The sequence below is a fragment of the Myceligenerans xiligouense genome, assembly GCF_003814695.1.
Classification (GTDB): Bacteria; Actinomycetota; Actinomycetes; order Actinomycetales; family Cellulomonadaceae; genus Myceligenerans; species Myceligenerans xiligouense.
This window is the reverse complement of the sequence record NZ_RKQZ01000001.1, coordinates 761,160-784,207: the sequence shown is the minus strand read 5'-3', so window position 1 is coordinate 784,207 and position 23,048 is coordinate 761,160. Positions and strand designations below refer to the sequence as shown.

General features: G+C 70.2%; 15 protein-coding genes and 1 pseudogene. 5 read left to right on the top strand and 11 right to left on the bottom strand.

Annotation, left to right across the window (positions count from 1 at the left end; translation table 11 throughout):
• The first annotated feature begins 94 nt into the window (after positions 1–94).
• Positions 95–577, top strand: coding sequence for a metallopeptidase family protein (locus EDD34_RS03370; protein WP_123813313.1), 483 nt, complete (start codon positions 95–97; stop codon positions 575–577).
• A gap of 24 nt (positions 578–601) precedes the next feature.
• On the opposite strand, the gene EDD34_RS03365 is transcribed toward EDD34_RS03370, so the two are convergent.
• From EDD34_RS03365 to EDD34_RS03355, 3 genes are all read right to left on the bottom strand, one after another.
• Complete coding sequence (locus EDD34_RS03365; protein WP_123813312.1) at positions 602–2,086, bottom strand: LCP family protein; 1,485 nt, start codon at positions 2,084–2,086, stop codon at positions 602–604.
• A gap of 11 nt (positions 2,087–2,097) precedes the next feature.
• Entirely contained in the window at positions 2,098–3,384 is a 1,287-nt protein-coding gene (locus tag EDD34_RS03360) for an LCP family protein (protein ID WP_246012165.1), read from the bottom strand.
• A gap of 80 nt (positions 3,385–3,464) precedes the next feature.
• On the bottom strand, positions 3,465–4,280 hold the full coding sequence (locus tag EDD34_RS03355; RefSeq protein WP_123813311.1) for a TIGR03089 family protein: 816 nt from the start codon (positions 4,278–4,280) through the stop codon (positions 3,465–3,467).
• A 289-nt stretch (positions 4,281–4,569) separates the two neighbouring features.
• On the opposite strand from EDD34_RS03355, the gene EDD34_RS03350 reads away from it, so the two are divergent.
• The 3 genes and pseudogenes from EDD34_RS03350 to EDD34_RS03340 all read left to right on the top strand — a co-directional run bounded on the left by EDD34_RS03350 (position 4,570) and on the right by EDD34_RS03340 (position 9,962).
• A complete protein-coding gene (locus tag EDD34_RS03350) occupies positions 4,570–4,833 on the top strand; it encodes a WhiB family transcriptional regulator (RefSeq protein WP_246012623.1) in 264 nt (87 codons plus the stop codon).
• Positions 4,834–4,974: 141 nt separating this feature from the next.
• Positions 4,975–5,826, top strand: a pseudogene (locus EDD34_RS21535) (glycosyltransferase family 2 protein); the annotation flags it as partial.
• A 2,537-nt stretch (positions 5,827–8,363) separates the two neighbouring features.
• Positions 8,364–9,962, top strand: coding sequence for a DUF5719 family protein (locus tag EDD34_RS03340; RefSeq protein ID WP_123813309.1), 1,599 nt, complete (start codon positions 8,364–8,366; stop codon positions 9,960–9,962).
• Positions 9,963–10,008: 46 nt separating this feature from the next.
• Here the strand turns inward: EDD34_RS03340 and EDD34_RS03335 are convergent, their stop codons facing one another.
• The 7 genes from EDD34_RS03335 to EDD34_RS03300 all read right to left on the bottom strand — a co-directional run bounded on the left by EDD34_RS03335 (position 10,009) and on the right by EDD34_RS03300 (position 20,205).
• Positions 10,009–10,308, bottom strand: coding sequence for a helix-turn-helix domain-containing protein (locus EDD34_RS03335; protein ID WP_246012164.1), 300 nt, complete (start codon positions 10,306–10,308; stop codon positions 10,009–10,011).
• 26 nt (positions 10,309–10,334) lie between these two features.
• Positions 10,335–10,673: a type II toxin-antitoxin system RelE/ParE family toxin gene (locus EDD34_RS03330; protein ID WP_281277740.1), complete on the bottom strand. Its 339-nt coding sequence runs from the start codon at positions 10,671–10,673 to the stop codon at positions 10,335–10,337.
• Between the two features lie 33 nt (positions 10,674–10,706).
• Positions 10,707–11,192, bottom strand: a complete 486-nt coding sequence (purE, locus tag EDD34_RS03325; RefSeq protein ID WP_123816293.1) for a 5-(carboxyamino)imidazole ribonucleotide mutase — start codon at positions 11,190–11,192, stop codon at positions 10,707–10,709.
• Positions 11,193–11,218: 26 nt separating this feature from the next.
• Positions 11,219–12,493, bottom strand: a complete 1,275-nt coding sequence (locus EDD34_RS03320; protein WP_211341477.1) for a 5-(carboxyamino)imidazole ribonucleotide synthase — start codon at positions 12,491–12,493, stop codon at positions 11,219–11,221.
• Between the two features lie 94 nt (positions 12,494–12,587).
• Positions 12,588–13,823, bottom strand: coding sequence for a transposase family protein (locus tag EDD34_RS21530; RefSeq protein ID WP_425462339.1), 1,236 nt, complete (start codon positions 13,821–13,823; stop codon positions 12,588–12,590).
• A 284-nt stretch (positions 13,824–14,107) separates the two neighbouring features.
• Positions 14,108–14,602: a hypothetical protein gene (locus tag EDD34_RS03305; RefSeq protein WP_123813306.1), complete on the bottom strand. Its 495-nt coding sequence runs from the start codon at positions 14,600–14,602 to the stop codon at positions 14,108–14,110.
• A gap of 86 nt (positions 14,603–14,688) precedes the next feature.
• On the bottom strand, positions 14,689–20,205 hold the full coding sequence (locus EDD34_RS03300; RefSeq protein ID WP_170176955.1) for a polymorphic toxin type 28 domain-containing protein: 5,517 nt from the start codon (positions 20,203–20,205) through the stop codon (positions 14,689–14,691).
• A 238-nt stretch (positions 20,206–20,443) separates the two neighbouring features.
• Between EDD34_RS03300 and EDD34_RS03295 the strand changes: the two genes are divergently transcribed.
• A protein-coding gene (locus tag EDD34_RS03295) for an IS3 family transposase (protein WP_123813304.1) occupies positions 20,444–21,732 on the top strand; the annotation gives its coding sequence in 2 pieces (ribosomal slippage) (positions 20,444–20,717 and positions 20,717–21,732; 1,290 coding nt in all).
• Here EDD34_RS03295 and EDD34_RS03290 read toward each other — a convergent pair.
• A complete protein-coding gene (locus EDD34_RS03290; protein WP_123813303.1) occupies positions 21,693–23,042 on the bottom strand; it encodes a hypothetical protein in 1,350 nt (449 codons plus the stop codon). The genes EDD34_RS03295 and EDD34_RS03290 overlap by 40 nt on opposite strands.
• Positions 23,043–23,048 lie beyond the last annotated feature (6 nt).

The following is a 23,048-nucleotide window of genomic DNA, read 5'->3' as shown; positions in this document are numbered from 1 at the left end:
GCAGCGTCGCCGGCGATCACGGCCCCCGTACCGGACCCGGTCCCGGCGGCCGGGCCTGTCCGGAACGGTGACCGTGGGGACGTATCGTCGTGCTGTGGTCCCGAAGTTCTCTCTCTCCGCGGCACCGGACGGTCCCGCCGGCCCTCTCCGGAACTCGCCCCGCCCCACGCCGCGGCGGCGGGACCGGCGAGGTCGCGGCCTGCGCGGGCCGCTCTTCCCGCCGGGCTCTCCGGCGCACCGCACCCGGGCGGAGGCGTTCGACGACCTCGTCCTCGACGTCGCGCAGTCCCTCGACCGCCGGTGGGGGAAGGCGCTGGGCGGTACGCAGTTCGCGGTGGAGGACGTCCCGCCGTCGGACCCCGCACCCTGGGAGGCCGGTGGCGTGCCGCTGGGGCGTTCCTTCCCGGCGGAGGCCGGGCAGCCGGCCCGCGTGGTGGCGTACCGCCGCCCGATCGAGGCGCGCTCGCACGACGAGGACGACCTGGCCGACCTGGTGCGCGACGTCGTCGTCGAACAGGTGGCGCACCTGCTGGCCCGGGCCCCGGAAGAGATCGACCCCCACTTCGGCGAGCGCTGAAGTGGGGGCCGTGCGGCGCTTCTCCTAGTTCAGGGAGTTGACCTCACCCGGTTCCAGGTTGCCGTCGCGCAGGTCCGCCCAGAACTGGGCCACCGCTTCCTCGGGGCCGAGCAGCACCGTGGAGCCGGCGCCGTTGCCCGGGTTGTAGCCCAGGCTCGCGATCGGCGGCGTGCCGGTGACGCCGTCCTCGCCGTTCGCGCTCTGGAAGCGCACCGCGAGGAACGCCAGGTCGATCACGCCGGTGTCCTGGTCGACCGCGAGCGAGCCCAGCCCGGCGTTGGTCAGGGAGACCTGCTTGGCGGGGTTGATGAGCAGTGCGGGGTCCTTCATCGCCTGGCCCACCTTGCCGATCACCTGGCGCTGTCGCTTCGCCCGGCCGATGTCGCCCTCCGGGTCGGAGTAGCGCATGCGGGAGAAGGCGAGGGCCTCCTCGCCGGTCACCTCGTGGCACCCGGCCGTCCACTGCATCTCGGAACGCCAGTCGTCGACGTCGCGGTCGTAGCACAGCTCCACGCCCCCGACGGCGTCGACGATGTCACTCACCCCGCCGAACCCGACCTCGGCGTAGTGGTCGACAGTGAGCCCGGAGAGCCCTTCGACGGTCTGCACCAGCAGCTCCGGCCCACCGAACGCGTACGCGGCGTTGAGCTTCTGCATGCCGACGCCGGGGATCTCCGCGTAGGTGTCGCGCGGCAGCGAGATGAGCGCCGTCGGGCCGGACGCCGGCTTGTGCAGCAGCAGGATCGTGTCCGTGCGGGCGCCGGTGGTGGCGTCGTTGATCCCGCCGGATCCCCGGGCGTCGGAGCCGGCGATCAGGTAGGTGGTGCCGGGGGTGCCCGCCGCGCCGGAGAGGGCGTCGACGTGCTGGATCTTCCCGTTCGCCCAGATCAGCAGGCCGACGGGCCACGCGAGCAGGGCCAGCACGACGAGCGTCGCGATGAGCTTCCCGCGGCCCTTGCGGCGCGGCGCGGGGCGGGGCGCCGGCCGGGCCTGGCCGTGTCCGGCCGGCGGCCGCTGACCGCCGCCCGGGGGCTGCGGCCGCACGGGGGAGGGCGGGCGCTGCGTGGCGTGCACGGAGCCGGGCTGCCGCTGCTGCGGCACGGGCGCGGCGTTCATGCCCGACGCGCGTCCCGTGGCACGACGGGGCGGGATCGCCTGCGGCGGCTGCGCGCCTCGCGGCGGCACGGAACGCGGCGGAACTGGCGGTGGGTTCTTGCCACCGGACACTGGGACCTCCCGGGAAGACTGTCGTTTGATTCGAGGCTCGCTGGTTCGTTCGCCCACGGGCACACCGGCTCCGGGAGTCTCGGCGGGAGGGCGCGGCCGGCCGGCGGGTGGCTCCGCGCCCGGGCGTGCGGGCCCCCGCGCCGCGTCGCCGACGGCGATCGCGCCGTCGGCGCCCGGCCGGTCCCCCGCCTGCTGCGGCGTGAAGCTCGGCGGGATCGGCGGCGAGACCCGGGCGTCCTCGTTCACCCGGGTAGCGTCGTCGTCGGTCGTGGGATCTGGCATGTCTCTCTCCGTCAGCCGCAGACGGCGGTCGTGTCGGCGCCGGTGAACGCTTCCTTGCCGGCTTCCTTGACGTCGTCGGTGCTGGGGGACGCCGTGGAGTCGATCGTCTCGCCATCCGGCGCCGACGGCGAGGCGGACGCGCCGGGCGCGGCCGAGCTCTCCTCCGTGGCCGACGGGGAGGCGGAGGGCGCGGTGGGGTCGTGGTCGATCGGGCGGTCGTTCTTGATGTTCTCCCAGAGGAGCGCCGCCTCGTCCGTCCAGACGACGTTGGCGGAAGGGTTCGCCGGGTCGGGGGCGTACGGCACCGTCAGGAAGGTGATGGCGCCGGGTCCCAGATCGCGCAGGCTGTAGGCGAGGCCGGTGAGGCGGTCGAGCTGCGCGGTCTGGTCGTCCATGGTCATCGAGCTGGTGACCGCGTCCACGAAGCTCAGGGTCTTGCCGGGGTTCGCGAGCGTCTCGGCGCTGAGCACCGTGCGCACCAGGGAGGCCAGCAGTTGCTGCTGGCGTCCGATACGGCTCAGGTCGCTGCCGTCGCCGACGCCCTTGCGCGCGCGGGCGTAGTCGAGCGCGAGTTCCCCGCCCAGGGTCTGCACCCCCGGCTGCAGGTGCAGGTCGTTCGCCTCGGGCGCGTAGATCTCCTCCGCGATGCAGAGTTCGACCCCGCCCACGGCGTCGATCATCCGCTGGAAGCCCTGGAAGTCGATCACCATGAACCCGTCGAGAAAGACGCCGGTCAGGGCCTCGACGGTCTGCATCGCGCACAGGGCGCCCGACGCCGTGTCGCCGCCCACCAGGGCTCCCGCGGCGAAGGCCGCGTTGAACTTGGTGCGCTGCGGCGCGGTGGTGGACCCGTTGGTCGCGACGCACGACGGGATGTCGACCGTGGAGTCGCGCGGGATGGAGATCGCCTCGACCCGGCGCCGGTCCCCCGAGATGTGCAGGAGGATCGTGGTGTCCGAGCGCTCACCGCCGTCGGCCGAGCCGCCGATGTTCACGTTCGCGCCCTCGCGCGAGTCGCTCCCCATCAGCAGCAGGTTCACCGGCTCGCCGGCGTTCGGGTCGGTGGGTGTGACCTTCTCCGGGCGGTTCGTCAGCGTCCTCGTCGACGCCGTGTCGATGTTTCCCGTCCACCGGGCCACGGCCGCGGCGGCCCCGGAGAGCGCGAACGCGAGGACGCCCGTCACCACCAGCGCCACGACGCGTGCCCTGGAACCATGCCCGGCCGGAACCCGCGCGTGAGCGGGACCGGCTGACTGGTCCAGGCCCGCTCCGGGCGTGCTGAAGTCGGGAAAGGTCACAACTTCAAAGCATAGGGGAGGGGACTTGCACGCGCGCAGAGGCGGCACAGAGGGTCGGTAGAGGGTTCGTGGAGAACAGGTCAGGTGATCTTCTCGATCTTCTCGGTGGTCACGAGCCGCTCACGGCGCGCCGGGTCGACCTCCAGAGCGGCGGCCGTGGCGGGGCTCGTGAGTACCACGGAGCCCGCGCCGGCCCAGACCCGCAGGAGCTCGCGCAGCACGTCGGCGGGAGCACCCCGGCCGTCGACCAGCACCCGCGCACCGCCGTCCTCGGCCTCAGGCACGAGCTCGTCGTGGCGGACGGCGGGCACGGGAGAACCGTCCGCCCCGGCACCGGTCAGGGCCGTGCGACCGGCTTCCGGCTCGGGTGCGTAGATCACCTGGTCCGCATACGTCATCACGGCGGCGGCCGCGTCCATCGCACCAGGGGGCAGGTCGCCGTCGTACCGTCGGGCCAGCGCCGGCAGGCTGACGGCCACGAGCTCGGCGCCCGACGCCGTCCAGCGCTCCGGAGAATCCGTGACGACGACGTCGAGGTTCTCGGTGGAAATCGGGCCTGCCGTGCCGGACGTCACGGGTTCACCGGCGGGGCCGGGCTCGTTCGTGGCACCGGGCTCGCCGGGCGCGCGGGAGTCGTCGCGCAGCACCACGGTGGCACCCACCCGCCACGCGGCGAGTGCCCAGGTCACGGTTCGCCAATGCACCGGCAGGTTCACCCCAACCATCGAGCCGGGCTGTGCGTCGTACTCCTCGACGAGCAGATTCGTGGTCTTCGCGACCCAGTTCGCGAGGACCGCCCCGGAGAGCTCGACCCGTTCGCCGTCGTCGCCGTACCAGGTGAGGCGGGGACGGCCGGGATCGGACTGGAGGCGGTCGAGAAGAGTGGAGACGAGCATGCCCAGAGGCTACGCGCCGCGCAACGCCGCGCGCCCGCACGCACCGCCCGTGACCGTCAACTGAGGTGGGGGCGATTTTCTTGTGAAGCCCTCTGCCGATAGCACACTTCCGCTTGACGACTCCAGACGACACGCGTGTAATTCCATGTATGCAGTTTTCGTAGCGAAGCAAGCGCGCGGCCACGCGCGACACATGACCGACAGAGGCGGCATGGAGGGGCACATCATGTGGGACATGCTGGAACCGGACGGCGGGATTCCGTCCGACACCGAACGCCCGAGCGAGACCATGGCGGACGTGCTGTCGCTCTTCGACGAGGAGCAGGAAGACGCCCTGCTCGGCTGGCAGGAACGCGCACTCTGCGCGCAGACCGACCCCGAGGCGTTCTTCCCCGAGAAGGGCGGCTCCACACGCGAGGCGAAGAAGGTCTGCCAGGGGTGCGAGGTCAAGGCGGAGTGCCTCGACTACGCCCTCGCCAACGACGAGCGATTCGGCATCTGGGGCGGGCTTTCCGAGCGGGAACGCCGCAAGCTCAAGCGGCGCGCCGTCTGACACGTACGTGACCTGCCGTCCGGCCCAGCCGCCGGCGGCCTGCCGCCCGCCGCGCGACGGGCATTCTGCCAGGCGCTCCGGCCGGCGGAGCGCGACACGCCGGTTTCTCTCCTTACCCTGCGGATCCGGCTCGCAGTGCGCATGATGGTCGGCGAGATGACCTCACCACCCACCGGGCTCCCGCCCCGCCGCACCACCGACACCGCCCTCGCCGCGGTCAGGTCGGTCACCGGATCTGTCCCGGCCGCCGTCACGGTCACCGCCGTCGTCGTCACGCGCGGCCGCAGCCCTTACCTCGAGGCCACGCTCGCGGCGGTTCGCGGGCAGTCCCTGGCACCGCACTCGGTCGTCGTCGTCGACGTCGACACCGCGCCCTCCACGTCCGGGCACCGGGGCCTCAGCCTCGACGGCGCGCGTTATGTCGCCGCGAGCCACTCCCGGTCGTTCGGTGACGCGGTGAACGCCGCGGTCGCGGGCCTCTCCGCGGCCGGCGACGCGCTCACCCCGGACTGGCTCTGGCTCCTGCACGACGACTCCGCCCCCGCCCCCGGAGCTCTCGCGGCGCTGCTCCGCTCGGTCGAGCACACCAGCACGGTCGCGGTCGCCGGCTGCAAGCAGCGCAAGTGGGAGCTGGACGACGACGGCACGCCGCACGACCCGGCGGGCCCCGACCGCGGCGTCCTGCTCCAGGTGGGCTACACGGTCTCCCCGACGGGCCGGCGCATGTCCGGGCTGGACGAGACGGAGATCGACCAGGGCCAGCACGACTCACGCGAGGACGTGCTCGCCGTCGGCCTGGCCGGGGCGCTGGTGCGCACGTCGGTGTGGCGCGACCTGGACGGGACCGACGCCGAGTACGGACCGTTCGGCGACTCCCTCGAGTTCTGCCGCAGGGTGCGGCTGGCCGGGCACCGGGTCACCGTCGTGCCCACCGCCGTCGTGCGGCACGCGCAGCAGTCGCTGGCCGACCCCTCCCACCGCAGCCGGATGCGGCGCGCGCGGCTCCGGTTCCAGCTCGTGGCCGCGTCGCCCTGGGCGCTGGGCTTGACGATGCTCGCCATCGTCGCCGGCGCCCCGTTCCTGGCGGCCTACCGGCTCGCCGTGAAACAGCCGACCGCCGCTCGTGACGAGCTCATGGCCCCGCTGTGGATGCTGCTCGGGCTGAGCAGCGTGCTGCGCGCCCGGCGACGCACCGCGCGGACCTCCACCGAGCCGTATCGCGTGCTGCGCCCGCTGCTCGGCACCTGGCGCCAGACGTTCCGGGAACTCCGCGAGCGCCGCCTGGCGCGCGCCGACGCCCGCCACACCGGTCCCGACGACCTCGACCGGGCGGACCTGCACCGCATCGCGACCCGCAGGCGCGCCGTGCTGGCGCTCGTCATGGTGGTGGCGACCGGACTCGCCGCCGCCGTCTTCGGGCCCGTGCTCGGCATGCTCGCCGCGGGCGGCCGGCTCGTCGGCGGGGCGCTCCTGCCGGCGTCGTCCGACGCGGGGCAGGTGTGGACGGCCGCGACGTCCGGCTGGGTGCGCTCGGGTCTCGGGGAGGCGGCCCCGGGCGACCCGCTGCTGCTGACGCTGACGGCGCTCTCCCTGCTCACCGGGGACTCGCTGCAGACCGCCGTCAACGCGCTGTTCGTCGCCGCCCTCCCGCTCGCCGCCCTCGGGGGCTGGGCGGTCGCGGGGGCGGTGACGCGCTCGGTGTGGGTACGAGCCGTCGCGGCGCTCGCGTGGACGGCCGCTCCCCCGCTGCTCGGCGCGCTGTCCGGCGGGCTCGTCGGAGCGCTCGTGGTTCACCTCGCGCTGCCGTGGGTCGCGCTGGCGCTCGTCCGCTCCGTGGGCGCGCAGCGGATCGACCTTCCCGCCCGTTCCAGCGTCGATGCCGTCAACGACCGGCCCGTGCTCAACGGCGCGTTCGTCGAGGAGGGGCGCGGTCGTCGCCTCGGCGCCGCCGGTGCGGCGGGCCTGACCCTCGCGGTGGCGGTGTCCGGTGCTCCCGTGCTGTTGCCGATCGCCGTGGTGGTGCTGGCCGCCGCGGCGTTCGCCGCCCCGGCCCGACGGGGCCACCTGGCACCGGCGATCCTGCCTTCCCTGGTCATGTGCGCACCGCTGCTGATCCACATGGTGCGGACCGGTGACGCCGGGCTGCTCGTGGCCGACCCTCTCGTCCTGCCCGGCACGCTCCCGGCCGGCGACGCCGCCGGGTGGCAGGCGCTGCTCGGGCAGACCGGCCTCCAGGACCCGTGGTTCGGCGGCCTGTCGCCGGACATGGCGCTCGGGCCGTATCTGCTCGGCGGCCTGCTGTGCGCGGTGGCGCTCGTCGCGCTGGCCGGCCCGCGCGCCGCGGGTGCGCGCGTGGGCTGGATCCTCGCCGTGTGCGGTCTCGCCGTCGTGGTGCTGGCCGACGGCGGCTCCGGAAGCCTCGGCGCACGCGGCCTGGACGCGCTCGGCCTGGACGGCGGTGCCCTGGACGGCCGCGGTTCCGGGACGGCCCTCACGTCCGTGGTGTTGCTCGGCCTCGGTGGTGCCGCGCTGTGCACCACGCGGGCGGTCCGGGCGCGGCGCGCCGCCCGCACGGTGGCGGTCGCCGGCGTCGTGGTGCCGCTGGTGATCGGTCTCGTGAGCGCGGCCGGCCTCGCGTCCTGGTACGTCGCCGAGCCGCTGTCCGACGACGGAGTGCACGCCACGGCCCTGCCCGCGGTCCCCGCCGTCGGGCAGCAGATGCAGGCGGCGCCCCGTCAGACGCGTGTGCTGCAGCTCGGGTCCGGCGACGACGGCGCCGTCGAGTACGCGCTGCTCCGGGGTGACGGGACGCAGCTCGCGGACGCGTCGGTGGCCGCGTCCGCGCGCGGCCAGGTGACAGGGACGACGGAGGCCGGCACCGACGGCCCGGCCGCTCACGAGACAGGCGCCGGTTCGCCGGCTACCGCCGCCCGGGACGCCGTGGACGACGTCGCGGTCCGGCTCGCGGGCGGGTCCGATCCGGACGTGGCCGAGCGGCTCGCCGCGCTCGGGATCGGCGCCGTCCAGGTCCCCACGCCGGACGTGAGCGACGACGCCGCGGACGGTTCCGGCCGTGCCGTCGGGAACGCCGAGCTGACGGCGTCGCTGGACATGGTCCCGGGGGTGGAGCGGGTCACCCAGGGACAGCCCGTCACGCTCTGGCGGGTGCGGACCGAGCAGAACCCGACGCCGGGGTGGGCGCGGATCGAGGACGGCCGGTCGGTCACCCTGGTGGCCTCCGGCGGCCCGAGCGTGCACGTCGACGTGGCGGCGGGCGACGCCGGCCGGCGGGTCGTGCTCGCCGAGTCGGCCGACCCGCGCTGGTCGGCCACCCTCGACGGACACCGCCTGGAGCCGGTCGAGGTGGCCACCGCCGGAGCGACGCTGCAGGCGTTCGAGCTCGGACCCGACGGCGGCCGCCTCGACATCGGCTACCACGCACCCCACCGCACCGGCTGGCTGCTGGCGCTGGGGCTCGTCGGTGCGGTGTTCGTGCTGCTCGCGCTGCCGGTCCGAGGGCGGAGGTCACGATGACGGCCTGGAGAACGGCGCGGCGGGTGAGTGGCCACGCCCTCGGCGTGGCGTGCGTCGCGGCCGTCGCCGTGCTCGCCCAGCACGCCCCGGGCGGCGCGACCGACGTCGCCCCCACCCGCGCGGTCGACGTCACGCCCGGCGAGACGACGCTGGTCTGCCCGTCCCCCGCCGAGCTCGTCCAGGAGGACGTCGGCGACGACCAGTTCGACGCCAGCCCGGTCGAGACCGACTCCGCGCTGACGACCGCCGCCCAGGCGCCCGACGTCGTCGGCCTCGACGGCACCGGGGGCGGCGACGCGGAGCGCGACCAGGACCCGGGCGACGACGCGGCGCGCGTGGTCCGGGCCGCGCCCGGCGCGCTCGCCGCCGCCACCGCGACGTCGGTCACGGTGGCCGGGGACCTGCGCGGGCTCGTGGCGGGTGCCTGCCGGGAGCCGGCGATCGAGCACTGGCTCGTGGGCGGGTCGTCCGACGTCGGGTCGAGTTCGCGCCTCGTCCTGCAAAATCCGGGGCGCACGGCCGCGTCGGTGTCGCTGGCGGTGTGGGGGCCGTCGGGGCCGGTCACGCTCGGCGGGCAGGCCGTCGTCGTGGTGCCCGCGGGCGAGGAGGTGTCCACCACGCTCGAGGCGATCGCACCCGAGCAGGGACGTCTGGTGGTGCACGCCGTCAGCCAGGGGGCACGCGTGGCCGCCTACCTGCAGCATCATCGGATCGACGGACTGGTGCCGCAGGGTGCGGACCTCGTGGTGGGCGGAGCGTCGCCGTCGTCGGCCCTGGCGGTCGCCGGGGTGGACAGCCGCGGCGAGTCCCTGGACGACCCGCACGCCCCGGCCGTGCGGGTGCTCGCGCCCGGCGACCGCGACGGAACGGCACGGCTCACCGTCTACGGCGCGGACGGGCGCGAGTGGCTGCGCGGCGTGGACGAGGTGGACCTCCAGGCGGGGACCGTGACGGACATCCCGCTCGGCGGGCTGCCGAAGGGGAAGTACGCGGTGGTGGTGGACGCGACCGTGCCGCTGGTCGGCGGCGGGCTGGTGCACCGGCGTGGGAAGGCTTCGGGCGACAGCGTGGTCGACGGGGTGCCGTATGACACGGCGTGGATCGCGGGGCAGGCGGTGGCCGGCGGGGACGGCAGCGCGGGCGAGAGCGACGGCGGCGCGACGGCGGGCACGTCCGGGGGCGACGGCGGCGGTGCGGCCGGCGGCGACGCGGGCCCGAGTCCGACGTCGTCCGGACTGCTCGCGGTGCCCGACGGCGTGTCGTGGGCCGTGAACGTCGCCGCGGTGCCAGCAGAGCGGGGCCAGGATGACCCGGCTGGTTCGGCCGAGGTCACGGTCACCGGCTTCGCGGCGGACGGCACCGAGACGGGGACGCTCGACACGGAGGTTCCGGCGGGTGAGGCGCTCGACCTGCGCGGCAAGGACCTGGAACCCCTGGGCGAGGACGTGGCCGCGATCGGCCTGACGGCGACCGGTGACGCCGGCGTCACCTGGGCCCTCCGCCTGGCGGACGGCGCCCTGATCGCGACGCTCACCCCGCCGGAGACGGCGGCGACGCAGAGCACGGTTGCCGTACGGGACGTGGTGGCGGACTGATCCCGGGTTCGCGCCGGTGTTGGATCGGGCCCGCACTCAGGGCAGGTCACGCGGCGTGGGTACCTCGCAGAAGGTACATGTCGTCGCCGAAGACTGCCGTCACCTGAACAGTGCCGCCAAGCGCCTCGACGTAGCGAGCGATCACGGCGAACGTCGAGACGTCACCACGTTCGATCTGCGAGACACGGCTCTTGGTGATGCCCATCCGATCCGCGACGTCCTGCTGCGTCAACCCGGACTCAGTACGGCGCTGCGCGAGCCTGTGCCCGTCGATGTATGCCTGTGTGCGCTCGTGCGCCTCGGCGAGCGCATCTTCGCCGAGCCGGTCGACGATGCCGCGCCGCACATCGGACCACCTGGGATATTGAGAAGTCATGGTTTTCCGTCCCCTTCCTCGCGTTCGTTGAGGTACATCGCGTACAGTTCCTCGGCTTGCGGGATCGCACCGCGGTACCACGCTGACCACGCGCCGGACTTGTCCCCACCGACGAGTAGGATCGCCGATCGCCACGGGTCGAACACGAACAGCACCCGTACCTCGGTACGGCCTGTCGACGCGGGACGCAACTCCTTGAGGTTGTGGATCTGCGAGCCCGTGATGCGGTCGACCAACGGCCTGCCAAGCTGAGGCCCGGCGTCGGTCGGTGACCCGGATCTCCCACTCTTCCATCCTTCGAGTGTAGTAAATCCTCTACCACTCGGTGCGGTCAAGAGTGTGATTTGCCAGGCTGATGGGAGGAGCTACTACTCAGCTACGGACGCGCGGAGCTTCTCGCCCTTGGCGTGGGCCAGGTCGCGGAGGTCGGACTGGAAGGACACCATCCGGTCGCGGAGTGCCGCCGCGGCCTCGTCCGTGCCGGAGGCCAGGATGCGCGCCGCGAGCAGGCCCGCGTTGCGGGCGCCGCCGATCGACACCGTGGCGACCGGCACGCCCGCAGGCATCTGGACGATCGACAGGAGCGAGTCCATGCCGTCCAGGTACTTGAGCGGGACGGGCACGCCGATCACCGGCAGCGGCGTCACGGCCGCGAGCATGCCGGGCAGGTGAGCGGCCCCTCCCGCGCCCGCGATGATCGCCCGCAGACCGCGCTCGGCGGCGGTGCGGCCGTAGTCGATCATCTCCGTCGGCATGCGGTGCGCGGAGACGACGTCGACCTCGACCGGGACGTCGAACTCGGCGAGGGCTTCCGCCGCCGCCCGCATCACGGGCCAGTCGGAGTCGGACCCCATGACGATTCCGACCTGCGGGTTGGTGCTCACAGTGCGCTCTCCTTCGTCTCGACGGGCCCGACCACGGGAGCGGCGGACTCTTCCCTCGAACCTGTGCTGGCCGCCCGGCCGTCGTCGTCCCCCATCAGCAGGGCCGCCGCTCCCCTGGCGGCGGCGCGCACCTCGTCGAGGTCCGCGCCGCTCACGTTGACGTGACCCAGCTTGCGGCCAGGGCGGATGTCCTTGCCGTACAGGTTGACCCGGGCGGTGTCGAAGCGCGCGAGCAGTTCCGGGAGCGCGTCGGTCAGGGACTCGCGCTCGGAGCCGAGCACGTTCACCATCACGGTCCACGGCGCGACCGGGTCCGTCGAACCGAGCGGCAGGTCCAGGACGGCGCGCAGGTGCTGCTCGAACTGGCTCGTCACGGACCCGTCGATGGTCCAGTGGCCGGAGTTGTGCGGGCGCATCGCGAGCTCGTTCACCAGCACCGTCGTCGGGCCGTCCGGGTCGGCCGGCACCTCGAACAGCTCCACCGCGAGCACGCCCGTGACGTCGAGACCTTCGGCGACGGCGGTGGCGATCTCGCGGGCCTGCGCGGCGACGTCGTCGGACAGGCCGGGCGCCGGGGCGATCACCTCCGAACACACGCCGTCGCGCTGGATCGACTCGACGACGGGCCACGTGCGGACCTCGCCGGACGGGCGGCGCGCGACGAGCGCCGACAACTCCCGCCGGAACGGGACCTTCTCCTCGACGAGCACCGGGGGCCCGCCCTCCGTGGCGGCGACCAGCCAGTCGTCGGCCTGGTCGGCACCAGAGACCACGCGGACGCCCTTGCCGTCGTAGCCGCCGCGGGCCAGCTTGACGACCGCCTCACCGCCGACCTCGGCCAGGAACTCCGTGAGCGCCGCCCTGCCCCCGTCGACCGTGGACGGCAGCGTGCGCCAGCGCGGGCACGGCACACCGAGCTCACCGAGGCGCGTGCGCATGACGATCTTGTCCTGCGCGGCGACGAGGGCGTGCGGCCCGGGACGCACCGGCGTCCCGTGCTCGATCAGGTCGGTGAGCAGGGCGTTCGGCACGTGCTCGTGCTCGAAGGTGAGAACGTCGGCCCTGGCTTGACCCGCGGGCGGGGCGATGAGGGCACGGATCGTGGCCTCCTCGGACGCCGCACCGACCGGCGCGTCGGTCACGACCTGAGCGGCGGAGGTGCCGGGGCTCTCGACGAGGACGCGGAGATGCACTCCGAGTTCTGCGGCTGCGGGGGCCATCATCCGGGCGAGCTGTCCGCCGCCGACGACGGCGATCACGGGGGATGTCACGTGGATCAAGGGTACCGGCACGAGGACCGAGCAAGACATGCGCTCAGGCCTGCGCTTGGCATAGCCGATCTGACACGTGCTCCTTGGAGCGGCCTCACTCGCGGTCGGATGGGCTGTGGCGGTCAGGTGTGGGTGTAACGCTGGCGGACCGTCTCGCCGGTGGTACCGATCGCCTTGCCGAGCCGCCGCCAGGACGCCTTCTGCACCCGTGCGGCCGCGACGGCGGCGGCGAGCTCCTTCTCGGCGGCGTCGCAGCGAAACGCAGCCAGCTTGACCGCCATGACCGGCGGCAACGGCGCGTCGCCACCGCCAGTGGCCCCGGATCATGGCCGCCAGCGTGGTGGCGTCGGCGAGGCGGGGCGGCAGGCTGGTGGCGACGTGAACGGTCTCGCGGGTCCAGGCGGGCGCGGAGGTGATGGTCTTCTTCCGGTAGATGTGGCGCCGCAGGAGTCCTGCCTGCTTCGCGCCGGTCAGCGGGATCTTGACGTGGTCGGGCAGGTCGATGACGCGGATCGTGCGGGTCTCGGTGCGGCCGTGGTCCTTGTCGCGCGTGACGCACGCGGCCGGCACCTGGTCCCAGGGCAGCGGGGTCAGGGCGGCGTGGGTGGCGCCTGCGTTGCCCTTGACGCTCAGGACCCACCAGCCGCCCAGGTCCGCAACCTTCCTCGTGAACGCGATCGTGGTGTGCTTGGCATCTACGCTGATCACCACGCCGTGCAGGCCGCCGAGCCTGGCGGCGAGCACGTCGAGCATCGCCAGACCGGCCCCGTTCTCGTCCCCGCCGTGGATCTCGACCTGCCCAAGCACCGGTGTGCTGGCAGACCGCTTCGAGCACGGCCCGCTGGCTCATCGCGCCCGTCTCGTCGAACGAGCGGGCACCTCGCAGCCTCTTGCCATCCAGCGCCACCACCCGCCGCACCACTGGCGCCAGCGGCTCGGGCTCGGGCTCGGGCTCGGGCTCGGGCTCGGGCTGATCTTCCTGCCCGGCGGGCAGGTCGGCCGCCCACACGCACAACGCGTCGTCCAGAGCGGCCGGATCGACCGCGTTGATGTTCCGGCGGAACGTCGCCGACGACGGCGACCGGCGCCGCAGGCAGAACCCGGCCAGGATCACCGCGTCCAGGGCCGCGGTGATCTCGGCGATCTCATCGAACGTCTCCGCGCCGCAGCAGGTCGCGAACACCGCCAGCCCCAGCAGCAGCGGCAGGTCGAACCGTACCCCGCGCGGATCGCGCCGGTCCGGGACGATCTCCAGAGCCTCCAGCAGGCTCGTAATCTCCTGCCTGACCAGCAACTCCGCAGCGTCGTTCGCCAAGACGGGCAACGGCACGGAAGAATGGCGACACGACAGCGGCTCCGAGGGCAGTGACAGGCGTGGTAACCGTCATCATCCCACGCGAGCCGCTGTCTTCTACCCCAAAAGCCGCATATTGATACTCGAGCCAATCCCTCGCCGTCAAGACCTACAGCGGGTGATCAACTATGCAATCACCCTGGGCTCACATGTGCACGTAATTTCATCCTCCAGGAACGTCGATGGTCGGCCACGGAATCGTGAGAACAGATTGGCTCAATGACGCGATCTCGAGCCGCACAGCCGTCAACATCGCCCTGTCAGGAGCATTCACGGTCGAGCCTCTCTAGCGCCCTCGTCTCAATTGCGTCGCGCGACCATTCATCGACCCTTGCCGAGAGTCCAGCCAGATCTTGTTGGGATGCACCGAGAGCTCTCGCGAGCGCGTTGAACCGGTGAACCGCAGTCCACTTGTCAGCGTCCAATGTCAATGTGATAAGTCGCTCGAGCAGGCCACAGTCCGATCGCTCACGCAGGAACTCACCGGCAACGGTAATCGCCGCGTCCTGAACGTCACCGATCGGATCCCAGTCAAGCCCGTTCAGCGCAGCAATTGTAAACTCATACACTTCCCCAAAGCAGCCCCACTGAACACCGAGCGTATGCAAAGCCAGCGCAGCCACCTGCGGATCATCAGCGAACCCCAAATGCCTTTGGAGCAGCCGCTCAGCACCTGCTGGCCGAGAACGAGCAACAATATGGATCAGAGTGTAAAGCTGACTCAGATCATCGCTTTTCTCGATCGCCGCCATCACGGCAGCCACCTCTGACGTAGTGATCGATCCCTCCTTGGCCCGAGCCAACAGTGCACTGACGTCTCGAGGAACTGAAACCACCTCAATCATCCTCTCGGAACGAACTGCTCACTGTAGTCAAGCAGCTTGCTCGCTCGCGCGAGGTCGCCTTCCATCTGCGCCCGAACTTGCGGTTCCAGCTTGGGGTGACCAAGCGCCCCGTTCGCCTCTCGGATAACCTTCAGCAGGCCGTTCTGCGCATCGCGCACCTCATGAACGTGGTCCCATGGGGTGCCGTCAGCCTTCCGGGCCACGACCTCACCACCCAACTCACGTCGCGCTGCGTCCAAATCCTTGTACTGGAGGTGCTCCGTGATGTTGTCGATCCGCCCGCCGAGCAGACTGCATGCACCAGCGTTGTGGACGAGAATTGCATTGGAACCTTCGCGCGCCGACACATAGTACGTGTGGTCGGCCGCTACCGTCAGGTTGTGGACAACGGCTTGTTGCTGATGGATGTCGACCGCGGTGACTTGCGCCCAGGAGCCGGCCGAGGTTTGGAGCCAATCGCCGGGTGCTAAGTCGATTGAATTGACCCACTCGTCGAACTTGGGTGCCCAGAAGGGGTGTTCGTCGGTGGCAACGATCTGCTGAGTGCTTCCGTCGGTGCCGGTCACGGTGAGGGTGACGAGGGTCTTGTCGCCCTCACCGGTGATCAAGGCAGTGACTTCGCGCCCCTGGGTTGTCTCGCCGGTGTCTTCGTCTGTCGCGAGGACTTCGTCGCCGATTTCGATGTCCTCGATGGGTTTCCAGGTTCCATCTGCGAGCAGGACCAGTGTTCCCGGTGCGAAGCTGTTGCATGTGCTCCTGGCAGCCTCGAGAAGCTTGCGCGCCTTCTTCTGCTGTTGATAGAACTTGATGCCGCCGATGACGATGTTTGTGACGACCTTGAGCGCCTTGGCGACCTTGCCTATGGGGACGACGCCGAGAACAAGGGAGGCGCAGGCACCGACCGAGCCGTCGTTGACGCAGCCCATGAGGTCGTTCCAGCCGATGAAGTCCTTGATGGCCTCGAACCCGAGCTCGAAGGCGACGTCCATGATGGACTTGTCCATCACTTCCTGAGCATGAGCGATCTCTTCGGCTGTGGGACCGGTCGAAGCAGGGCCCTGGCTGCCAGCGCCGTCGGCCGCAGCTCCGCGGCCGGTGTCGGACGCGTCCCCGCCCGCGCCCCAGAGACTGCCGCCCGCGACGGTGCTTCCATCCAGGTCGCCGTCATAGTCGTCGATGACCTCGTCGTCGAAATCAGAGAAGCCCTTGTCTTCCTCGTGCCACGGGCGCGGTTCGAGACCGTCGGGATCAGACAGAGTGATGGGACTGTTGTTGGCGTAGTTGTACCCGTGCATCTGAGTCGGGTCAGTCAGGTCCATGATCGGATCCAGACTGATGAATCTGCCCAGAGCAGGGTCGTACTCGCGTGCTCCCAAAGAGACCAGGCCGGTGGTTTCGCGGTCGTCGTAGCCGCCGACGAATCCGCGGGAGCCGGGCCATTCTCCGAGGGGGATGCTGTCGGTGCCGCGTTCGGTGCCGAACGGGGTGGTGCGGCGTTGGGAGACCTGTGAGGTGTCAGCAGCGTTGATGGTGAGCTGGCCGGTGCCATGGTGGTCGGCCATGACGAACTCGGTGCCGCCCTGGTCGTCGATCACGGCCACGTGCCCACCGCCAACGTCGACGTAGCGGGTGGCGCGTTCCACGCCAGGTTCGGCCGAGCTGACCGTGATCTCGGTGTGCCCGAGGTACAGGGTGCTTTCGGTAGCGCCATCGGCGTCGGTACTGCGACCGATGAGCCGCTGCCCGTCTGCGTCGTAGATGTACTCTGCGCCGGACTCGTCGGCGTTTGTGACCGCCGCGAGGCGACCGTCGGGACCCCAGTCCAGCGTCTGCGTGTCACCGTTGATCTGACGGGAGATGGTTCGCCCCACCGCGTCGTAGGCGTACTGCTCGAGCGAGTCAACCGCCGGGCTGCTGTCACCGGCGGCGACCTGCTGGTTCACGGACGTGGCCGTGTGGGGCTGGGCGGTGTCGTAGGTGTACTGGCGCGATACGTCAGTAGGTGTGTCCGTGCCGCCGATGCCGTGGAGAATTTCGCTCTGCCGGGAGCCGGCCCCGTCGTAGGTCCATTCGTGCCAGTAGGGGGCTGGGCCACCCAGGGTGCCAGCCGTCTCGGCAGCAGCTCCACCCGACTCGCAACCCGGCGTGTCCTGCGCCCACGCTTCGGTGAGCTGGGTCAGGTGGTCGTATGTGAAGCACTGCACGTCCGTACCGGTGCGAGACACGTCCTTGAGTGACAGGACGTTCCCGGCGTCGTCGTACTCGTATGTCTCGTACCGGTCCACGCCGAGCTGGTCGAGCCGGTCGACGCGGAAGGTGGACAGCCGGTTGGTGCCGTCCTCGTAGGTGTTGGTGGCGTACACGTTCCGGCCCAGGCCCGTGGACATGTCGACCTGGGTCAGTTTGCCGGTGTAGTCGTAGGTGCTTTCGGCGTGCAGGCCGTTGGCGAAGTCGACGTCGCGCAGCCAGTTGGTGGCGTCGTCGTAGTCGAACACGACAGCCTGGCCCGGAAGCGATCCCGCAGCAGGCATTCCGATACCGCTGATGTTGCCGGCGGGGGTGTAGCCCGTGCTGGTCATGTAGTTGCCGGCCAGGTCGCCCTCGACCGCGGGGATCTGTACCAGGTTGCGCAGCGGCCGGTACAGCGAGTCGTAGTGGGTGACGCGCGTCGTGTACGCGTTGCCGTCCACGTACGACGTGGACGACGCCGGCTGTCCCTTGGCTCCCGAGACCGTGTCGTAGGTCCACGAAGAGATCAGCTCTCCGGTCGGGCCATCCTGACGAGTCTCGATCGGTCGCCCGAGACCGTCATAGGCGTTCCACGTCGTCTCGTTCGCGGCATTGGTGGTCGTCACCAGTTGGCCACGGTCGTCATAGGTGCTGGTCGTGGTCCCTGCATCGGGATCGGTAGCCGATACCTGCCGGCCGCGCTGGTCGAACTCGTAGGACCACTGGTTACCTTCCGGGTCGGCGACCGTGGCCAGTTCCCCGCGGGTTGTGTATGTGTAGCTGGTCGAGTCGAACCCTGAAGTGTCCTCAGGACCGGCGGAGGCGGCATCCTCGTGCCGACGCAGTTCGACCGTCTGCCCCCGCGCATCCGTGATCGCGGTCATTGCCGTCGCGCCGCTCGGCGGGATCGTCGTCGTGCGGTCGCCGCGATAGATCCACCTGGTTGCGCCGACCGTGTATTCCCCGTCCGAATCGCTGTACATCGTCCGCGACCTGGTCGGACGGCCTGTGCCGTCGAAGTCGGTGCGGATCATCGTGTCGACGGCCGACGAGTCATACGGGTCGAAGATTGCCGCGTTCGGTGCTTGGTCGTTGTAGTACGGCTCGTAGGACTGGTGGTTGAGACCGCGCGCGTCATAGAACGTATCGGTGATGATCCGGCCACCCTCAGGCCCCGGGGACTGGGTCTGTCGTTCGCGCAGTTGCCCATCGTAGATCGTCCAGGAAGTCTGCTGCTGTTCCGCGTCGTTGATCGTTGCGGTACCGACCGCGACCGGTGTGTTCTTGGCAATCCGGTAGGTGTACTGCATGGAGGGCGTCGAAGAGGTCGCCCGGTTCGACAGCCACACCTTGACCGTGCGCCCCAGCGCGTCGGTGCGCACGAACGTGTTCTTGCCATTGGTGTCCACGACACGCGTGGGTGTCCCGCGCCGCGGATCGAGTGTCGTGGTGTTGGTCAGTGCCGTCGCGGAGTCCCCTGGCGTGGCAGGCGGTGTGGTCTCGGTCATCGAGGTGGCAAACCCACTGGCCGGGGTGTATGACGTGGTCGCGGTCCGGCCGTCGGACCGGGGCGTGCGCGTCAGCGCGCCGTCGCCGTTCGACGTCACGGCCAAATCAGCGGACAGGTCGGTCACCGACGTGACCCGGCCGTAGGCGTCGTAGGTGGAAGACGCTTCGACGTACTGGGCAGTCGTACCGTCGAACCCGGCGAGATCGGCGGTCCGGGTGATGCGCCCCGCCGTCGGTGCGGCCCCGTATCCCTGACCGTCGTAGGCGTAGCGGACGTCGTTGATGACGTCGCCGTTCGCGCGGTCAGGCGTCTGGTCGCACCGCACCGCCCAAGTCTGCTTGCGTTCGTGCAGGCCCAAGATGTTCTTGGTGGTGTTGGTGGCGTACTCCATCTTCGAGCAGCGCTCGTCACCACTCGTGCTCGTGTCCCCACGGTCGGTGACCTCGAGCACTCTGCCGGCCACCGTGTCGTCATACGTGGTGTTGGTCTGCGTCACACGCCAGGGCGACCCGCCGGTCCCCAGTGAGGTCCACGTCTTCGTCTCGGCCGTGCGGACAAATCCAGATCGGATGGTGCCCCAGTCACGCTGACTGATGGCCGTACGGTGCCACCAGGGCCGATTGACCGCCTTGGACAGGACCTGGCCGTCGATCTCGGAGAACTGGACCGTCTTGTAGGTGAAGCCGGACAGCCAATCGCTGTCGGCGATCGGGTCTCCTTCGCCGGTGCCGAGCTCGACCTCGACGGAACGAGTGCCGCCGGACCGGTCGGAGCGGTCACCGTCCATGCCGCGCAGAAACCAGGATTCCGACTGGCTGATCTGCTCGGTCACTGACCCCTTCGTGGTCCGCACGTGGCCGTAGCCGCGCCAGTCCGACCAGGTCTTCTCCTCATCCGGTGTGATACCGGTGGCGTCGTCCCAGTGCCAGGCGCCCCCACCCAGGTACTGGTAACGCGTCTCGGTGTCCGGTGCGCCGCCCGTCCTGTCGGTCGTCACCGTGGAGGTGACGACGTATTTGTTGAACCAGTCCGTGACCGGCGACAGATCCGCGCCGGGCAGCCGACGCTGCGGGAAACAGCGGGTGGTGTTGGTGTTCTCCGCCGGGAGGTTCGTCGCGTCGCACGCCGGTTCGGAGTAACCGACGTCGACCTGTCCCCCGGTCTCGTCCACGATGGTGGCCAGGCGGGCCTTGACGAACGGGGCCTGCCCGTCCCCCGTTTCGTCCAACCGGTTGACCAGTTGCTCGTAGCCGAACTCGACCGGCGGCAACGCGATGTCACCGGCCAGGTCGGCGTCCGTGGCATGACCGGTCTCTCCGGTGCGGATGATCGACTTCAGCAGCAGCTGATAGTCGGTGTCCGCGGTCCCCCACTCATGCGTCAGGTCCCACGAGTCCACCGGCGTGAACGCACCGTCGACGTTCACCTTCGTGGCGATCGACGTCAGGCGCTTGCGGCCCCAGAACGACGGAGAGGTACGGCCGTTGTCGCACGTCGCCGTCGCGCTGCAGTTCAGGTCCCACGGCGTGTCGAACCAGCCGTTGGGCTGTTCGTTGATGGCGCTACACCCGAATCCCTCGACAGCGCCGGGAATACACCGTTCGCTGTATCCGAACGTCACCCGCCCCAGTGGCGTCGCCCCTGACACATCCGACGAATCCAGGCCGTAGTCGATCCGGTTGAGCGTCCCGCCTCGCGTGTAGCGAACGTTGTTCTCCGGATCACCCAGGCTGCCGTAGGAATTGCTGCCCTTGCTGTAGTAGTAGGCGATCACGTTCCCCGCAGGGTCCACCGCGTAGTCCAGGTTCCACCGCCACCCCTGATCACACACGGACCCAGCCCGCGTGGACGCATGGCAGGGATCTCCCGCGTCGTCACCCAGGACCGGAACCGTCCATGTCGAGTTCGTCGCTCTGTCGCCTGAGCTCCAGCCCGGCAAACGGTGATAACCGAAGAAGTGAACCGGCCCGGGTTTGATGCCGCTGCTGTTTGAGTCCGGAAGGATGGACAGCATGCCGAAGAAGATCGATCCCCAGCTGCGTGCGAGGTGCGTGCGGCTGGTGAGGGACCACCTGCAGGAGTACCCAACCTTGACCGCCGCGGTGACCGCGGTCGCCCGTCAGGAAGGCGTCTCCCGCGAGTCGGTGCGGCGCTGGCTGGCCCAGGCCGAGGTTGATGACGGCACCCGGCCTGGCGTGACCAGTGAAGAGTCCGCCGAGGTCAAACGCCTCAAGGCCGAGAACAAGAAGCTGCGGGAGGACAACGAGATCCTGCGTAGGGCTTCGATTTTCTTCGCGGGGGAGCTCGACCCCCGAAACCGCTGATCCTGGCGTTCGTCGACGAGCTGAGGGCCGAGGGCTACGCAGTCGAGTCGATCCTTCGCGTCCTGCGTCAGCAGGGCCTGGGGATCGCTGCGCGGACCTACCGGGCATGGAAGCGCCCGGCCGGGATCGCGGCCCGCACCGTCACCGACGCCCTGGTCGAGGACAAGGTCCGCGCCCTGGCCTGGACGTTCAACGAGGTCACCGGACAGATGCAGATGACGCCGGAGGGCCTGTACGGGCGGCGCAAGTGGGTCGCCCTGCTCCGTCGCCGGCACGACCTCGCCGGCACCTCGCGCGGCGCGGTGGACCGGGCGATGCGCAGCCTCGGGCTCGAGGGCGTGCGCCGGGCGAAGAAGCTTCGTACCACGATCCCCGACCCGGATGGGAAACGGGCCGGTGACCTGCTGAACCGCGACTTCACCGCCCCGGCCCCAAACCGGACCTGGGTCACCGACTTCACCTACGTACGTACCTGGGCGGGGTTCGTCTACGTCGCGTTCATCGTGGACGTCTTCGCCCAGCGGATCATCGGCTGGCACGCCAGCTCCAGCAAGAAGGTCGACCTGGTCATGACTCCGCTGCGGATCGCACTCTGGCAACGAGAACGAGAAGGAAAACCGGTCTCACCTGGGGATTTGATCCACCACAGCGACGCCGGATCTCAGTACACAGCGATTCGCCTGACCGAGCACCTCGCCCTCGAGGGCATCGCGCCCTCGATCGGCTCCGTCGGCGACGCCTACGACAACGCCCTCATCGAGACGATCAACGGCCTGTACAAGACCGAGTGCATCCGCACCACCATCTTCCACCCCGGCCCCTACCAGACCCTCGCCGACGTCGAGTACGCGACCGCCGGATGGGTCGACTGGTACAACAACCGGCGTCTCCACGGCTCGCTCGGGATGCTCACCCCGATAGAGTTCGAGACGCTCCACTACGAGGCCCTCACCCGAGAGCCCGAACCCGCAAAGTAGCGGCAGAGAACCCGGGCCGGTTCAGAGTACTTCACACCTTCAGGAGTCGTCACTCGCCAGTACTCGTTGTTGTTGTCACCGTTGGCGCGAGCGCTGTTCGTCAGCAGATCGACCTTCGTGCCGTCGTCCTTGGCCAGGCGCCAGGAATTCTCGCCGTCAGGTACCAACTCGCCGGCCGCGCCGTTGAACGAGATGTGCGCGTTGTCGTAGTCCCAGCACTGGTCGCCGATCGCGCGACCCTCATCGTTCTTGACATCGTCGATCGAGCAGGACTTGTACTTGCGCTCGATGTAGCCGGGCCACAGATCAAACCCGTCGCCCACCAGCGAAGCCTGGTTGTTCGTGCTCGAGGTGCGCCCATCGATCCCGCCCGAGTTGTACGAAAGTCCCAGCGTCGGCGTGAAAGACCCCGGAACATCCGGCACACCGATCGGATAGTTCCACGCGAACGAACCCGACCGCAGATCCGTCGACCACGATGCAGCCTTCGCCAACGGCGTCGCGCCGAAATCCCCTGTGTCACCTGCCGTCGTAGCCGCCACAGCCAACGTCGTCGGCGAGGTAGCACTCAGCTCGACGCCCTGCGCGGTCAGCGTCTGCTTCTCCGCGTCGTTCACCGTGTCGACCGGTGTTCCGTTGTCGTTCACCAGCGTGAGCCGGCCGGCATAGTCGCCGCCGAACGCGCCGGCGAACGCCGAATAGTCGACCTGCACGTCGATGGTCGCCGTAGTCACATTGCCGACGTTGGTCGTGTCGTGATTCTTCGCGGCCTGTGGTGTCGATCCTGCAGGCAGGCTCAACTCGATTACGGGGTTCCCGGAAGCCTTGCCCTCGCGGACGCGCACGGCGACTTCCTCGATGCTCGCGCCCCCTGCCGGTGAGAACGCGATCGAAATCCCACCGACCTGCGTGGGGCGCCAAGCCGAACTCTCGTCGGGGTCCGCACCCGCTCCGTTCCGACGAGTCACACCACTGGGTTCGACGGGAACGGTCGCAGATCCCCGCTCAGGCAGGTCGGCAGCCGGCGCCTCAACCTCCGGCAGCATGTCCGTGTTCGCGGCAGCCACCTTCGTGTGGTCCTCGCCGGCGACCACGACACCTGGCTCCGGATCAGGCGGGTCGACCGTCGCAGCGGCGGCCGGGGCCGTCATGACCGGCACCAGGAGGGTCCCGACCAGGGAGCCGGTCACGATCATCCCAGCAACCAGTTGCAGCCAGCGCCTGTCTCTACGAGAAGCGCCGTGGGCGGTCAAGATCCTCGTCATTTTCTCCTGCTTCGTCGCATTCCCGCGCCGCCCGGCGGCCTTCACCCGTGA

Coding starts and splice junctions, on each gene's coding strand:
- EDD34_RS03365 (WP_123813312.1), bottom strand. CDS start 2,086: ATGCCAGATCCCACGACCGACGACGACGCTACCCGGGTGAACGAGGAC.
- EDD34_RS03355 (WP_123813311.1), bottom strand. CDS start 4,280: ATGCTCGTCTCCACTCTTCTCGACCGCCTCCAGTCCGATCCCGGCCGT.
- EDD34_RS03350 (WP_246012623.1), top strand. CDS start 4,570: ATGGCGGACGTGCTGTCGCTCTTCGACGAGGAGCAGGAAGACGCCCTG.
- EDD34_RS03340 (WP_123813309.1), top strand. CDS start 8,364: ATGACGGCCTGGAGAACGGCGCGGCGGGTGAGTGGCCACGCCCTCGGC.
- purE (WP_123816293.1), bottom strand. CDS start 11,192: ATGGGGTCCGACTCCGACTGGCCCGTGATGCGGGCGGCGGCGGAAGCC.